Source organism: Acrocarpospora catenulata, from assembly GCF_018476525.1.
GTDB classification, from domain to species: Bacteria; Actinomycetota; Actinomycetes; order Streptosporangiales; family Streptosporangiaceae; genus Acrocarpospora; species Acrocarpospora catenulata.
This window is the reverse complement of sequence record NZ_JAHCST010000034.1, coordinates 57877-71860: the sequence shown is the minus strand read 5'-3', so window position 1 is coordinate 71860 and position 13984 is coordinate 57877. Positions and strand designations below refer to the sequence as shown.

The 13984-nt window shown below is 71.8% G+C and carries 11 protein-coding genes; 6 read left to right on the top strand and 5 right to left on the bottom strand.

Annotated elements, in window-relative coordinates:
* The first annotated feature begins 1 nt into the window (after position 1).
* The 3 genes from metG (at position 2) to KIP79_RS28620 (ending at position 3793) form a co-directional block, all read left to right on the top strand.
* Positions 2-1783: a methionine--tRNA ligase gene (gene metG, locus KIP79_RS28630; protein ID WP_214108040.1), complete on the top strand. Its 1782-nt coding sequence runs from the start codon at positions 2-4 to the stop codon at positions 1781-1783.
* A gap of 5 nt (positions 1784-1788) precedes the next feature.
* A complete protein-coding gene (locus KIP79_RS28625; protein WP_214108039.1) occupies positions 1789-2640 on the top strand; it encodes a TatD family hydrolase in 852 nt (283 codons plus the stop codon).
* A 175-nt stretch (positions 2641-2815) separates the two neighbouring features.
* The gene (locus tag KIP79_RS28620; protein ID WP_214108038.1) at positions 2816-3793 is read left to right on the top strand and encodes a resuscitation-promoting factor; all 978 of its coding nucleotides are present in this window, start codon (positions 2816-2818) and stop codon (positions 3791-3793) included.
* Here KIP79_RS28620 and KIP79_RS28615 read toward each other — a convergent pair.
* Positions 3790-5238: an integrin alpha gene (locus KIP79_RS28615; RefSeq protein WP_214108037.1), complete on the bottom strand. Its 1449-nt coding sequence runs from the start codon at positions 5236-5238 to the stop codon at positions 3790-3792. The genes KIP79_RS28620 and KIP79_RS28615 overlap by 4 nt on opposite strands.
* Positions 5235-6920 (bottom strand): serine/threonine-protein kinase, encoded by a 1686-nt coding sequence (locus KIP79_RS28610; RefSeq protein WP_214108036.1) that lies wholly within the window; start codon positions 6918-6920, stop codon positions 5235-5237. The genes KIP79_RS28615 and KIP79_RS28610 overlap by 4 nt, the downstream gene beginning before the upstream one ends.
* 156 nt (positions 6921-7076) lie before the next feature.
* On the opposite strand from KIP79_RS28610, the gene rsmA reads away from it, so the two are divergent.
* The gene (gene rsmA, locus KIP79_RS28605; RefSeq protein WP_250213980.1) at positions 7077-7916 is read left to right on the top strand and encodes a 16S rRNA (adenine(1518)-N(6)/adenine(1519)-N(6))-dimethyltransferase RsmA; all 840 of its coding nucleotides are present in this window, start codon (positions 7077-7079) and stop codon (positions 7914-7916) included.
* Here rsmA and KIP79_RS28600 read toward each other — a convergent pair.
* Positions 7906-9261, bottom strand: coding sequence for an FG-GAP repeat protein (locus KIP79_RS28600; protein WP_214108034.1), 1356 nt, complete (start codon positions 9259-9261; stop codon positions 7906-7908). The two genes, rsmA and KIP79_RS28600, sit on opposite strands and share 11 nt — an antisense overlap.
* Complete coding sequence (locus KIP79_RS49685; RefSeq protein ID WP_308169937.1) at positions 9258-10613, bottom strand: serine/threonine-protein kinase; 1356 nt, start codon at positions 10611-10613, stop codon at positions 9258-9260. The genes KIP79_RS28600 and KIP79_RS49685 overlap by 4 nt, the downstream gene beginning before the upstream one ends.
* Positions 10614-10723: 110 nt before the next feature.
* On the opposite strand from KIP79_RS49685, the gene KIP79_RS28590 reads away from it, so the two are divergent.
* Positions 10724-11629 carry a 4-(cytidine 5'-diphospho)-2-C-methyl-D-erythritol kinase gene (locus KIP79_RS28590; protein ID WP_308169936.1) on the top strand — a complete coding sequence of 302 codons (906 nt, stop codon included), beginning with the start codon at positions 10724-10726 and terminating at the stop codon, positions 11627-11629.
* A gap of 16 nt (positions 11630-11645) precedes the next feature.
* Positions 11646-13439 (top strand): ABC-F family ATP-binding cassette domain-containing protein, encoded by a 1794-nt coding sequence (locus KIP79_RS28585; RefSeq protein ID WP_214108033.1) that lies wholly within the window; start codon positions 11646-11648, stop codon positions 13437-13439.
* A 50-nt stretch (positions 13440-13489) separates the two neighbouring features.
* Here KIP79_RS28585 and KIP79_RS28580 read toward each other — a convergent pair whose 3' ends face one another.
* Positions 13490-13882 carry a beta/gamma crystallin family protein gene (locus tag KIP79_RS28580; protein WP_214108032.1) on the bottom strand — a complete coding sequence of 131 codons (393 nt, stop codon included), beginning with the start codon at positions 13880-13882 and terminating at the stop codon, positions 13490-13492.
* Positions 13883-13984: the final 102 nt, after the last annotated feature.

The following is a 13984-nucleotide window of genomic DNA, read 5'->3' as shown; positions in this document are numbered from 1 at the left end:
CATGTCTCAGCACATCTTGACCGCCGTCGCGTGGCCCTATGCCAACGGGCCACGCCACATCGGGCACGTCTCCGGGTTCGGCGTGCCGTCCGACGTCTTCAGCCGCTACCAGCGGATGGCGGGCAACAAGGTGCTGATGGTCTCCGGGACCGACGAGCACGGCACGCCCATCCAGGTGCAGGCCGACAAGGAGGGCCTGACCGCGCGGCAGCTGGCGGACCGGTACAACCGTGTCATCGCCGAGGACCTGACCGCGCTCGGCCTCTCCTACGACCTGTTCACCCGGACCACCACGCGCAACCACTACGCGGTGGTCCAGGAGATCTTCCGGGGCCTGCACAACAACGGCTACGTGTTCCCGAAGACGACGCTGGGCGCGATCTCCCCCTCCACCGGGCGCACCCTGCCGGACCGCTACATCGAGGGCACCTGCCCGATCTGCGGCTACGACGGGGCCCGCGGCGACCAGTGCGACAACTGCGGCAACCAGCTGGACCCGGTGGACCTGATCAACCCGCGCTCCCGGATCAACGGCGAGACCCCCAAGTTCGTCGAGACCGAGCACTTCATGCTCGACCTGCCCGCCTTCGCCGACGTGCTCGGCACCTACCTGCAGGCCAAGCAGGGCGAGTGGCGGCCGAACGTGCTCAAGTTCGCGCTCAACCTGCTCGGCGACCTCCAGCCCCGGGCGATCACCCGCGACCTGGACTGGGGCGTGCCGATCCCGCTGGACGGCTGGCGCGACCGGTCCGACAAGCGGCTCTACGTCTGGTTCGACGCGGTGATCGGCTACCTGAGCTCCTCCATCGAGTGGGCCCGCCGCTCCGGCGACCCGGACGCCTGGCGCGCCTGGTGGCAGAACCCGGACGCGCGCGGCTACTACTTCATGGGCAAGGACAACATCGTCTTCCACGCCGAGATCTGGCCGGCCCTGCTCTACGGCTACAACGGCGAGGGCGCCAAGGGCGGCACGCCGGGGTCGCTGGGGCGGCTGGAGGTGCCCTCCGAGGTGGTCTCCAGCGAGTTTCTGACCATGGAGGGGAAGAAGTTCTCCTCCTCCCGTTCCGTGGTCATCTACGTGCGCGACTTCCTGGAGCGGTACTCGGCGGACGCGCTGCGTTACTACATCGCGGTGGCCGGTCCGGAGAACCAGGACACCGACTTCACCTGGTCGGAGTTCGTCAACCGGAACAACGGGGAGCTGGTCGCGGCCTGGGGCAACCTGGTCAACCGGTCGATCTCGATGGCCGCCAAGAACTTCGGCGAGATCCCGCCCGCCGTCGACCTCACCGACGCCGACCACGCCCTGCTGGCCCGGTCCCGTGCGGCGTTCGCCTCCGTGGGCGCCGAGCTGGGGCGGTCCCGGTTCAAGAACGCCATCAACGAGGCGTTCGACGTGGTCAGGGAGGCCAACAAGTACCTGGCCGAGCAGGAGCCCTGGAAGATCAAGGACGACCCGGCCCGGCAGGGCTCCATCCTGCACGTGGCGCTCCAGGTCGTGGACGACGCCAAGACGCTGCTCACCCCGTTCCTGCCCGCCTCGTCGAACAAGATCTACGAGATGCTGGGCGGCTCGGGGGTCTGGTCCGGCATGCCGGAGCTGAGCGAGGTGGACGAGGACGGCGGCCAGGCCTACCCGGTGATCAGCGGGTCCTACAACGGCGCCGCCACCTGGGAGCACCGCCCGCTCCAGGAGGGCACCCGGCTGGCCCCGCCCACCCCGCTGTTCACCAAGCTGGACCCCAAGATCGTGGATGAGGAGCTGGCCCGGCTCGCCGGGTGACCGACATGTCGCTTCCCCCGCCGCCTGAGCCCTTGCACACCGAGGTCTTCGACTCGCACTGCCACCTGGACATCATGGTCGGGGACCGCAAGGCGTCCTCCGGCGATCCCGTAGCCCTGGCCGCGCAGGCGGCCGGGGCCTCGGTGGCGGCCATCGCGCAGGACGCGCGGCGGGTGGGGGTGACCCGGCTGGTGACGATCGGGTACGACCTGCGGTCGTCGCGGTGGAACGCGGAGGTCGCGGCGGTCCATCCGGACGTGTACGCCGGGGTGGCCATCCATCCGAACGAGGCGCACGCGGCGACCCCCGAGGTGCTGGCCGAGATCGAGTCGCTGGCCCGCCAGGAACGGGTGCGGGCCGTGGGCGAGACCGGCCTCGACTACTACCGGGACTGGGCGAGCAAGGCCGACCAGCACGCGAGTTTCCGTGCGCACATCGAGATCGCCAAGCGGACCGGGAAGGCGCTGGTCATCCACGACCGGGACGCGCACGACGACGTGCTGGCGGTGCTGGCCGACGCGGGGCCGCCGGAGGTGGTGGTCTTCCACAGCTATTCCGGCGACGCCGAAATGGCCAAGAAGTGCGTCGAGTCTGGATATTTCCTGTCATTCTCCGGGCCGGTGACGTACAAGAACGCCGGCTATCTCCGGGAGGCCGCCCAGCTGACTCCCGTGGAGTTGATGCTGGTCGAGACGGACGCGCCATATCTGCCGCCGGTGCCGTACCGGGGGAAGCCCAACGCGCCCTACCTGATCCCGCTGACGCTGCGCTGCCTGGCCGAGGTGAAGGGTATGGACCCGGACAAGCTGGCCGCCGCGATCAGCCGGAACGGGGAGCAGGTTTTCGGTAACTGGTAGGCGAGTAGTCCGGATTGGTAAAAAGCCCAGGTAGTCGCGGTGTTTTCCGGCATATTGGGGGGCAATCCCGCCCGCATGCTGGGCCAATGTCACGATAGTGATTCTCTGATGAGGTTGAGGCGGGAGTGACGACGGCGCTAGCGTCGTGTCGGTCCACCCCCGGAAGGACGCGTCCGTGTATTCACCGACATTGGAGCACTCTCTCGGGAACGCCGCCGACCCGGACCTCCGCCCCGGCCAGCCCACCCCTCCGCTGGCCACCCTGCTGGCTTGGCTGCGTTCCCCCTGGGCCGCCGCGTTCTACGCCGCCGTGGCCGGAGTCGGCCTCGGCCTGATCGTCGGCGCGGGCCTGGCCAAGGAGATCACCCTGGACGTGGACGGCGACCTGAGAACCTTCCGCGGCTTCGCCGACGACGTGCACGGCGTGCTCGGCGCGGCCGGCATCGGCTACGACCAGCAGGACCACGTCGACCCGGCCCCGGCCACCGGGGTGGCCGACGGGGCCACCATCGTGGTCCGGCACGCCCGCCCGCTCACCCTGATCCTGGACGGCAAGCGCAGCACCCACATGATCACCGCGCTGAACGTGGGCGACGCCCTGGAGGACCTCAAGCTGGACCCGGACCGGGTCCGGCTGTCGACCAACCGCATGCGCCAGATCCCGGTCTCCGGCTTCAAGCTGAGCGTGAAGACCTGGCGGAAGGTGTCCATCGTGTCCGGCAAGATCAGGGTGAACACGGCGACCACCGGCCGGACCGTGGCCGAGGCGCTCAAGCAGGCCAACGTGAAGCTGGCCGCGGGGGACACGGTGCGCCCGTCGCTGTCCGCCTTCCCCAAGGAGGGGCAGGTGATCCGGGTGGTGCCGAAGCTGCCGCCGCGGACCATACCGGTGGCCGGCCACGTGGCCGCGCTGAACTGGGCCGGGCTGGCCCAGTGCGAGTCGCAGGGCAACCCGAAGGCGTACAACGCGGGCGGGCCCTACTACGGCCTGTACCAGTTCAGCCTGCCGATGTGGCGGGCGGTGGGCGGCACCAAGACGCCCATCGACTGGCCGGCCGAGGAGCAGACCTACCGCGCCCAGCTGCTGTTCCAGCGGGTGGCCGGGCGCTGGCAGGGGCAGTGGCCGCACTGCGGCGCCCGGCTGGGCGCCTAGCCGACCGCGTAACCCAGGTCGACGGCCCCCTCCAGGGTGGACGGGAGCAGGGTGGCCGTGCCGGCCTCCCTTACCGCCACCGCGCCGCCACCCTTACGGTCGGGAATGCCGATCACCAGGCCGGTCCCGGGGGCCCGGCCGTCCGGGCTGCCGTACCCGGTCATGGACCAGCCGAAGTGCTGGTAGGGCTGGGTTTCCGAGAAGTCCAGGGTGTCGCCGTTCTCCTGGTTGACCACCGGGGAGAACCGCACCCTGCCGCTCTGCTCGGCCCCTTCCACCGTCGCGTACGGTTCGCCGATGGCCAGCACCGGGGCGCCTCCGACGAAGGCCATCGACCAGCCGATGGCGGCGCCCTTCTCGACGGGGATGCCGGGGAAACGCAGGGCGCCGCTGCCCATCTGGAGGGTACGGGCGGGGGCGAGCTTGCCGGCGCCCTTCCGTTCGTAGAGCACGATCGCGCCCGCGTCGGTCACCCCGCCGGGGTCGGCGAGCGGGACGCTGACCGCCAGGTACCCGGCGTCGGCGGTCTCCGCGTACGCCAGGGAGTACCCGAACCGGTTGCCGGACTTCTCCGGCACCTCCTTGGTCGCCTGGTTGAGGTCCCACTTCGCGCTCGTGTACGGGCCGTCGTCCAGCACGTCGAAGATGACCGCGACCATGCCCGAGTCGATTTTGCCCGAGGCCACCTGCACGCCGGTGCCGTCGTTGTTCTCGAAGGGCGCGCCGACCGCCAGGTCCGGTTTGCCGGGGTCCCCGCCGAGGTTGCCGACGGCGACGGACCAGCCCCACAGGTCGCCGACCTCGCCGTTGCCGATCACCCCGTCGTCGTCCTGGCTGAGGCGTTTGGCGGATCTGACCTGGTCGTCCAGCTCGAAGACGTGCACCGCGCCCGCGTCGGCGGGCTCGTCGGCGTGGGGTTGGCCCACCACGACCAGGGCGCCGCCGCCGTCCAGATCGGCGGAGGCCAGCGACCAGCCGAAGTGGCCCTCGGCCTGGTTGTCCCCTTCCAGCCGCAGCGCCTTGGGGGCTCCGGAGGGGGTGCCGAAGAAGACGTAGGCCGCGCCTTCGCCGGACTTCCCGGCGTAGGGGGCGCCGACGATGACGTCGAGGCACTCGTCGTTGTTGACGTGCGCGGTCCTGACCGCCCAGCCGAAGCCCTCCCCGGCCGCCGGTTCCGGGCTGCGCAGTTCGATGGTGCCGCCCAGGCCGGGCAGGCCGTTCTCTGCCTTGTCGGACTTCCCGCCGAGCAGGACCACGACGGTGCCCGCGCCCTCGACGCCGTCCACGTCGGCGGAGGGGTCCCCGGCGACGGCGTCGGTGAGGCCGTCGCCGTTGAAGTCGGCCACCCCGGCCGTGCCCCCGCAGTCGGCGGTGGCGGCCAGCCCGGGAGTGGCGGTGAGCGCGGTCAGCAGCAGGGCCGCCACCAGCAGTCGGTTGAGCTTCACAGCTGGACCTCCACGTTCTCGGCGATGGCCAGCCGAGCAGGGGTGCGGCCGGTGGGCAGGTCGAAGACGAGCACCCCGGTGGTCTTGCCACCGGGCTTCAGGGCCGTGGGCAGCGTGGTCGAGGATTCCAGGGCCGGGTGCTCGGCGCCGGTGTCGTCGACCAGGACCGGGGCCGCGCCGTTGAGGCCCTTCAGCTCGCCGCCGGTGTTGAGCATCGTCCAGCGGACCACGCAGAACGTGCCCTCGGCCGTCGCGCCCTCGTAGGTCTTCAGGTCGCAGCGGGGCTGCTGCGGGATGACCAGGTGGAGGTCGTAGCCGTCGCCCAGGGCGATCTGGCGTCCCACGTCCTCGCCGACCCTGGGCGGGGCGGAGGCGACCGGGGAGGGCGGGGTCCTGGCGGGTCCGCCCGCGGTGGTGTCGCCGGCTCTGTTGGTGAGCAGCACCACGACGCTCACGGATAACGCCAGGACCACGACCCCGGCGGCGAGTAACCAGCGCATCCGCGAGCTGCGCGGCGGCCTGCCGCCCTCCGTGGGCGTGTCCTCCGAGTAGGGCAGGGCACCGCGCGGATCGGTCCCCACCGACCGCCACGCCTGCTCCATCGCGGTCAGCGCGCCGGGATCGGAGCCGGTCGGCGGGGCGCCGATCCGGATCTGATCAGGCTCCGGCAGCGGGGCGGGAGGAACCGGGGGTGCCGGGCTGGGGGTTTGAACGGCCGTGGGTTGAGCAGCGCGGGCGAGGATCTGGGTGGCGTCCGGTTGCTCGGCGACGTTGGGCGGCGCCTGCCAGGACTCGGTGAGCAGGTTGGTCGCCACCAGCGTGCTCTGCGCGGTGTTCTGCGGCGTCGCCGGGGCCGCGATCGACCCGCCGACCAGCGCGATCAGCAGGTCCTGGGCGGTCGGCCGCTGGAACGGGTCCGGGTGGGTGGCCCGCCGCGCCAGCTCGTCCAGCGGGGGCGGGAGGGTGCCGAGGTCGGGCCGTCCCTGGATCACCCTGGCCGCCAGGGTGACCGCGTCGCCGCGTCCGTACGGGTGCCGGCCGCTCCCGGCGTACGCGACCAGGCAGCCCCAGGCGAAGATGTCGGTCCACGGGCTGATGTCCTCACCCCTGACCTGCTCCGGCGCCCACCATCCGGGGCTGCCGAGCAGTTCGCCGGACTGGGTGAAACCATGGGTGGCGTCCAGCGCCCGGGCGATGCCGAAGTCGATCACGCGCGGCCCGGACATGGACAGGATCACGTTGGCGGGTTTGAGGTCCCGGTGCACCAGCCCGGCCACGTGGATGGCGGCCAGCGCGGCGGCCACGCCGAGGGCCACGCCGTGCAGCGGGCCCGGGTCCAGCGGGCCGAACTGGGCGATCTGCCGGGAGAGCGGGATCCCGGCGATGTACTCGGTCACCATGTACGGCTGACCGCGCTCGGTGTTCCCGTTGTCGAGCACCTGCGCCGTGCAGAAGGAGGCCACCTTGCGGGCGTTCTCCACCTCGCCGTGGAACCGGCCGGCGAAGTCGTCGTCCATGGTGAACTGCGCTTTAACGACCTTCACCGCGACCAGGCGTCCGGTGGGGGCGACCGCCAGGTAGACCGTTCCCATGCCGCCCTCGCCGAGCCTGCCGAGCAGCCGGTAGGGCCCGATGGCGGCCGGATCCTGGGGGGTGAGTGGCTCGGCGCCGGTCGGTTCCATTTTCTGGTCTCCTAGGACGACCTCAGAGGGCGCGCCCACGTTATCCACCGTTCACTCCTTTCGTACATAAGGTGTTCGGCGCAGAAGTCAGCATGGATGTCCCGGGGACGGGGGCAACAGGTAATTCGGCACGCTCGCATGCCCGACACTGGAGACATGAGTCTGCTCGGGCCGGTCGAGGTGCGCACGCTGGCGGAGAAACTGAACATCCGCCCGACGAAGAAGCTCGGGCAGAACTTCGTCATCGACGGCGGCACGGTCCGCAAGATCGTCCGGGTGGCCGGGGTGGGTCCGCAGGACGTGGTGCTGGAGATCGGGCCCGGTCTCGGCTCGCTCACCCTGGCCCTGCTCGGCGAGGTGGCGCGGGTGGTGGCCGTGGAGATCGATCCGGTGCTGGCCGGGCAGCTGCCGCTGACTGTGGCCGAGATGGCGCCCGAGCACGCCGACCGGCTGTCGGTGGTGGGCGCCGACGCGCTGAAGATCGGCCCCGAGGATCTGCCTGCCACGCCGACCGCGCTGGTGGCCAACCTGCCGTACAACGTCTCCGTGCCGGTCCTGCTCCACCTGCTCGAGGTGCTGCCGTCGCTGCGGCGGGGCCTGGTCATGGTGCAGTCCGAGGTGGCCGACCGGCTGGCCGCCCCGCCGGGCTCCCGGACCTACGGGGTGCCCTCGGTGAAGGCCGCCTGGTACGCGGACGTGCGCCGGGCCGGCCCGGTCGGCCGGAACGTCTTCTGGCCCGCGCCCAACGTGGACTCGGGCCTGGTCTCCCTGATCCGCCGCGACCCCCCGGAGACCTCCGTCTCCCGCGAGGAGGTCTTCGCGGTCATCGACGCCGCCTTCGCCCAGCGCCGCAAGACCCTCCGCGCCGCCCTGGCCTCCTGGGCGGGTACGGCCGCCGCCGCCGAAGCCACCCTCAAGGCGGCGGGCATCAACCCCACCGAACGCGGCGAGCAGCTCAACGTGCACGATTTCGCCAGGATCGCCGCTAGCCGCTGACAGCCGCCCCGAACTCCAGCCCGCTGACCGGCGTGAACAGGCGGGGGATGCCGTCGCGGGGCAGCACGGTGGCGACCGCGCCGGTCCGGCCCCGATCCGGCACCCCGACCAGGACGCGCCCGTCCGCCGTCTTGCTGACGCTCCAGCCGAAATGGTCGTAGGGCTGCCCGTCCGGCAGGCGGAGAATCCGGCTGCCCACGCTCGCGTCCAGCGGAACCGCCTGCACGACTCCGCTCTCGGTCCGGCGCAGCTCGCTCTGGCCTGGCACCCCGATCAGCAGGTCCGTGCCGAGGAAGGCGAGCGCGTGGCCGAACCTGTCCCCCGCTTCCGGCCGGTCCGCCACCCGCATCGCGCCCTCGTACAGGGTCCGCGCCAGGCGGGGTCCGCTCGGGGAGGACTCGAAGAGCAGCACCAGACCGGCGTCCCGCCTGCCGTCGATGTCGGCGCCCGGGGCTCCCGCCGCGAGGTAGCCCTTCCCCTGGTACGTGCCGAAGGCCACGGCGTAACCGAACCGGTCGCCGGTGTGGGAGAGCTGCGGGGAGAGGGTCAGGTCCCAGCGCACGCCCCGGTAGGTCCAGGGCCGGGTGGCCACGTCGTAGACCAGGGTGACGGAGCCGGAGTCCACCTGGCCGTCCTCCTCGCGGTCCTCGAAGGGCGCGCCGACGGCCAGATCCACCTCCGCCGCGATGCCGCCCATCCGGGCGAACGCCATCGACCAGCCGAACATGTCGCCGACCTGGGCCTTCCCCGGCACTCCTGGGGATTCCTGGGTGATCCGGATGGCTTCGGACGGGCGCCGCCCGTCGAAGCGGAACACGTACGCGGCGCCGGAGTCGGTGATCTCGTCCGCGTCCTCGTGCGGGGCGCCGACCCCGACCAGGCCCGAGCCGATCGCCAGCGACCAGCCGAAGTGGGCGTTGGCGCGCGGGGTGGGGGCGCGGAGTTCCTGCCCGGCACGCCCGGCGCCGGGGCCGCCCCAGTAGACGTAGACGGCACCCGCGCCGGGGACGATGGTGCCGCCGACCTCGGCCGGGGCGTACGGGTTGGAGATCACCACGTCCAGGCAGCCGTCGTCGTCCAGGTGCCCGGCCTTGACAGTCCAGCCCGGCTGCCTGCCGGGCTGGGCGAAGGGGATGATCCGGGGATTGCGCATCGGTCCGGAGAGCACGTAGCTGTGGCCCCACCCGTCCGGGTCGCCGGCCGCCGGGGCGGGGTCGGTGACCACGGCGTCGTCGAGGCCGTCGCCGTCGAAGTCGGCGCTTCCTGCGCACACCGCGGCGCGTGGCGACCCGGCCCCGAGGCAGGCCAGCACCAGCAGCGCCACCCCGATCAGGCGCCGGATCACAACCGCACCTCCACGTCGTCACCGCCGCCCACCGGGGCGCCGTTGAGCCGCGCGGGCTCGCGCCCTTCGGGGAGGGTGTACTCGGCGGTGAGCTCCACCCGTTCGCCGGGCTGGATGAGGTCCGGCTCAGGGCGGGTGGTGGGCCGGTGCGCGGTCCCCTCGTCGTCCACCAGAGCCGGAAAGGCGGGCAGCGACGCCGGGCTGCCGCTCATGTTCAGCAGCAGCCAGGAGATCACGCAGATGGTGCCACCGGCCTTGGCCGGGCGGCAGGAGGGCTCGCGGACGATCACGTGCACGTCGCTGACGCTGATCCGGCGGCCGATGTCGTCCAGGCGTCCGTACCCGCCCTGGCCTCCGGACGGCGTAGCGGCTCGCAGGCCCAGGTAGAGGCCCGCGCCCAGGACCAGCAGCCCGGCCAGCGCGGCGAGCGGCCACCACCGCCGGCGGCGGGGCGGCGGCACGGCGGTGGCCACCTCCTCCAGCGGCGGCGGCTCCCAGGGCAGCACAGCCGTGCTCGGATCCTCCCGGCCGCCCACCAGGGCCAGCAGCAACTCCTGCGCGGTCGGCCGGTGGCGCGGCTCCTTGTGCAGGGCGCGGCGGACCTGGTGGTCCAGCGGCGCGGGCAGGCCGTCCAGGTCCGGTTCCGCCTCCAGCACGCGGTGCGCCAGCACCATCGGGTCGCCCTCGCCGAACGGGTGGCGTCCGCTGCCCGCGTAGGCGACCAGGCAGCCCCAGGTGAACACGTCCACGGCGGGGGTGACCACCCGGCCCTGCAACTGCTCGGGCGCCCACCAGCCGGGCGAGCCGACCACCTCGCCCGTCTCGGTGTGGCCGTGGGTGGCGTCCACCGCTCGGGCGATCCCGAAGTCGATCACCCGGGGCCCGGACATGGACAGGATGACGTTGGCCGGTTTGAGGTCCCGGTGCACCAGCCCCGCCGCATGGATGGCCGTCAGCGCCGCCGCCACCCCGAAGGCCACCCCGTGCAGGGTGCCCGCATCCAGCGGCCCGGAGGCGGCGATCTGACGGTCCAGCGGGGTGCCCGCGATGTACTCGGTGACCATGTACGGCCGCCCGTCGTGCACCCCCTGGTCGAGCACCAGCGCCGTGCAGAAGGAGGCGACCCGCTGGGCGTGCGCGACCTCGGCCAGGAAGCGAGCGGCGAACTCCTCGTCCACCGCGTACTGCCGCTTCACGACCTTCACCGCGACCTGGCGGCCGTCGTCCTCACCCAGGTAGACCGTGCCCATACCGCCACTGCCGAGCCGGCCGAGCAGCCGGTACGGCCCGATGCGCGCTGGGTCCCCCGCGGACAGCGGCGCGCTGATGGCGGCATTGACGTCGATATGCACTCCCCGTGAACCGCGCGTTGCGGCAACCGTACCGGTCTGTGTACGGTTTCGCCCCTATTTGTGGAGATCATTTCTCTGTTGCGTGCCAGGTCACGTTAGGCTCGGATGCCGTGACGTCATCTGTGACCGTTCGCGTCCCCGCCAAGGTCAATCTGCAACTCTCGGTGGGGCCACTCCGCGACGACGGCTTCCACGACCTGGTGAACGTCTTCCACGCCGTGTCGCTCTTCGACGAGGTCACGGCGTCCGAGGCGGACACCCTCACCGTGCGGGTGGTCGGCGACTCGGCCGCGCAGGTGCCGGTGGACGGCGACAACCTGGCCATCAGGGCCGCCCGCGCACTCGCCGCCCGGGCCGGCCGGCCGTACGGGGCGAACCTGGTCATCCGCAAGCACATCCCGGTGGCGGGCGGCATGGCCGGGGGCAGCGCCGACGCCGCCGCCGCGCTGGTCGCCTGCGACCGGCTCTGGGGGCTCGGGCTGTCCAGGGACGACCTGCGGGAGATCGCCGCCGACCTCGGCAGCGACGTGCCGTTCGCGCTGCTCGGCGGCACCGCCGTGGGCACCGGCCGGGGTGAGACGCTCAGCCCGCTTCCGGTCTCCGGGCGCTTCCACTGGGTGTTCGCGCTGGCCGACGGCGGCCTGTCCACCCCCCAGGTGTACGGCGAGTGCGACCGCCTGCGGGAGGCCGCCGGACAGCGGCCCGGCTGGCCCGCGCTCAGCCCCGCGCTGGCCCAAGCGCTCCGCGACGGCGACGCCAAGGCGCTGGGCGGTGCCCTGGTCAACGACCTGCAACCGGCCGCGATCATGCTCCGCCGCAGTCTGGCCCGCACCCTGGAGGTCGGGCGGGAGCACGGCGCCCTCGGCGCGCTGGTCTCCGGCTCCGGGCCGACCTGTGCCTTCCTCGCCGAATCCGAGGTCCACGCGCGGGAACTGGCGATCTCGCTGGCCGGGGCGGGCGTCTGCCGCACCGTGGTCGGCGCGTACGGACCCGTGCCCGGAGCCGTCCTGGTCTAGATAGGCTTACCAGGCGATGAATCTGGTCAACCTTGAATCCGTCTCCCATGCCTACGGTCCCAAGCCTTTGCTCACGGGCGTCTCGCTCGGTGTCGAGGAGGGCGACCGCATCGGCGTGGTCGGCCGCAACGGCGGCGGCAAGACCACGCTCATCTCGATCATCGCGGGCCGTCTGAAGCCCGACACCGGCCGGGTCACCCACACCCGCAACCTCCGGGTCGGCGTGCTCGGCCAGCGCGACGAGTTCGCCGCCGAGGCGACCGTCCGGGAACTGGTCCTGGGCGACCGGCCGGAGCACGAGTACGCGGGCGACGCCAGGATCAGGGAGATCCTGGCCAACCTGCTCGGCGACATCGAGCTCGCGGCCCAGGCGGGAGCGCTGTCCGGCGGCGAGCGGCGGCGGACCGCGCTGGCCCGGCTGCTCGTCGGCGACGACGACCTGCTGGTGCTGGACGAGCCCACCAACCACCTGGACATCGAGGCCATCGCCTGGCTGGCCGGGCATTTGGCCGCCCGCCGGTCGGCGCTGGTCGTGGTCACCCACGACCGGTGGTTCCTCGACGCGGTCTCCACCCGGACCTGGGAGGTGGTGGACGGCTCGGTCGAACGCTACGACGGCGGCTACGCGGCGTACGTGCTGGCCAAGGCGGAGCGGTCGCGCCTGGCGCAGGCCGCGGAGGAGCGGCGGCAGAACCTGATGCGCAAGGAGATCGCCTGGCTGCGGCGGGGCCCGCCGGCCCGCACCTCCAAGCCCAAGTTCCGGATCAACGCCGCCGAGGCGCTGATCGCCGACGTGCCGCCGCCGCGGGAGACCGTGGAACTGCTCAAGTTCGCCTCCGCCCGGCTGGGCAAGACCGTCTACGACCTGGAGGACGTGACCCTGCACGCGGGCGGTCCGGGGGCGGGCCCGCTGGTGCTGGACCGCTGCACCTGGCAGTTCGGCCCCGGCGACCGGATCGGCCTGATCGGGGTCAACGGCTCGGGCAAGTCGACGGTGCTCCGCCTGCTCTCCGGCTCGGTTTCGCCCGACTCCGGGCGGCTGGTGGAGGGGCGCACGGTCAAACTGGCCCACCTCTCCCAGGAGCTGGCCGAGCTGGACCCGGCCGCCAGGGTGCTGGAGACGGTGGAGGAGATCCGCAAGTACGTCACCGTCGGCAAGAAGGAGTGGTCGGCCTCCCAGCTGCTGGAACGCCTCGGCTTCCGGGGCGAGGCGCAGTGGAAGGTGATCGGCGACCTGTCCGGCGGGGAGCGGCGGCGGCTCCAGCTGCTCCGGCTGATCATGGACGAGCCGAACGTGCTGCTGCTCGACGAGCCCACCAACGACCTGGACATCGAGACCCTCACCGAGCTGGAGGACCTGCTCGACGGCTGGCCCGGCACGCTGGTGGTGGTCAGCCACGACCGCTACTTCCTTGAGCGGGTCTCCGACCGTACGGTGGCGCTGCTCGGGGACGGCAGGCTCTCGATGCTGCCCGGCGGCGTGGACGAGTACCTGACCCGCCGAGCCGCCGGAACCGCCCAGTCCGCCCGCGCCGCCACCACCACACCCGCGCCCGCCCCCACCGCCGCCCCCGCACCGGCCGGTCTCTCCGCCAAGGAACAGCGCGAACTCCAGAAGGAACTCAACCGCCTGGAACGCCAACTGGACAAACTCGCGGAACGCGAAACCCTCGTACACGCCCAGATGGCCGAGGCCGCCAGCGACTTCGAACGCCTGGCGAAACTCGGCACCGAGCTACGCGAGATCGCCTCCCAGCGGGAGTCCACGGAACTCGACTGGATGGACGTGGCCGAGCGGCTCGGTGAGTGATTCCTGCCTGACGGGTGCCACCCAGCGCGCCGGGCGGCACCCCTGGTACATCAGTAGTAGAAGGGCACGTACCCCGAGCAGCTGGCGGTGTTCAGTCGCATTACGGACGAGGTCTTGTCGTTGAACTTCCACATCGGCGCGCCGAGGTCCGGGACGGACTCTCCGGGCCGGATGCAGAAGCGGCGGTCCTGGTAGTACTTGTCGTCGAACAGGACCCAGGCGACGGAGTCGAGGTTCCGGATCGAGCTGATCTTGTCGGAGTAGTACGACGGCAGCGCGTCCTTGCTGGTCGTGAAAATCCTGCTGTCGCCCTGGTACCAGGAGTTGTCGGCGTTCCACAGTCCGTGGAAGCTGGCCTGGGCCGGCTGGGATGTCGCCACCACGCTGGCGAAAACGGCGGCGGCCGTGGCGATGGACGCCAGGGCACGAATGCTTCTCGGCACTTCTCCCCCATGAGGATTGTTGCTTGATGTCGCGAGAAGCCTGACAAACACCACTTGGACCCCACCCATCGCTCAACTTGGCGTCCACTTGGTTAGCCTTCG

Coding starts and splice junctions, on each gene's coding strand:
- KIP79_RS28625 (WP_214108039.1), top strand. CDS start 1,789: ATGTCGCTTCCCCCGCCGCCTGAGCCCTTGCACACCGAGGTCTTCGAC.
- KIP79_RS28610 (WP_214108036.1), bottom strand. CDS start 6,920: ATGGAACCGACCGGCGCCGAGCCACTCACCCCCCAGGATCCGGCCGCC.
- rsmA (WP_250213980.1), top strand. CDS start 7,077: ATGAGTCTGCTCGGGCCGGTCGAGGTGCGCACGCTGGCGGAGAAACTG.
- metG (WP_214108040.1), top strand. CDS start 2: ATGTCTCAGCACATCTTGACCGCCGTCGCGTGGCCCTATGCCAACGGG.
- KIP79_RS28585 (WP_214108033.1), top strand. CDS start 11,646: ATGAATCTGGTCAACCTTGAATCCGTCTCCCATGCCTACGGTCCCAAG.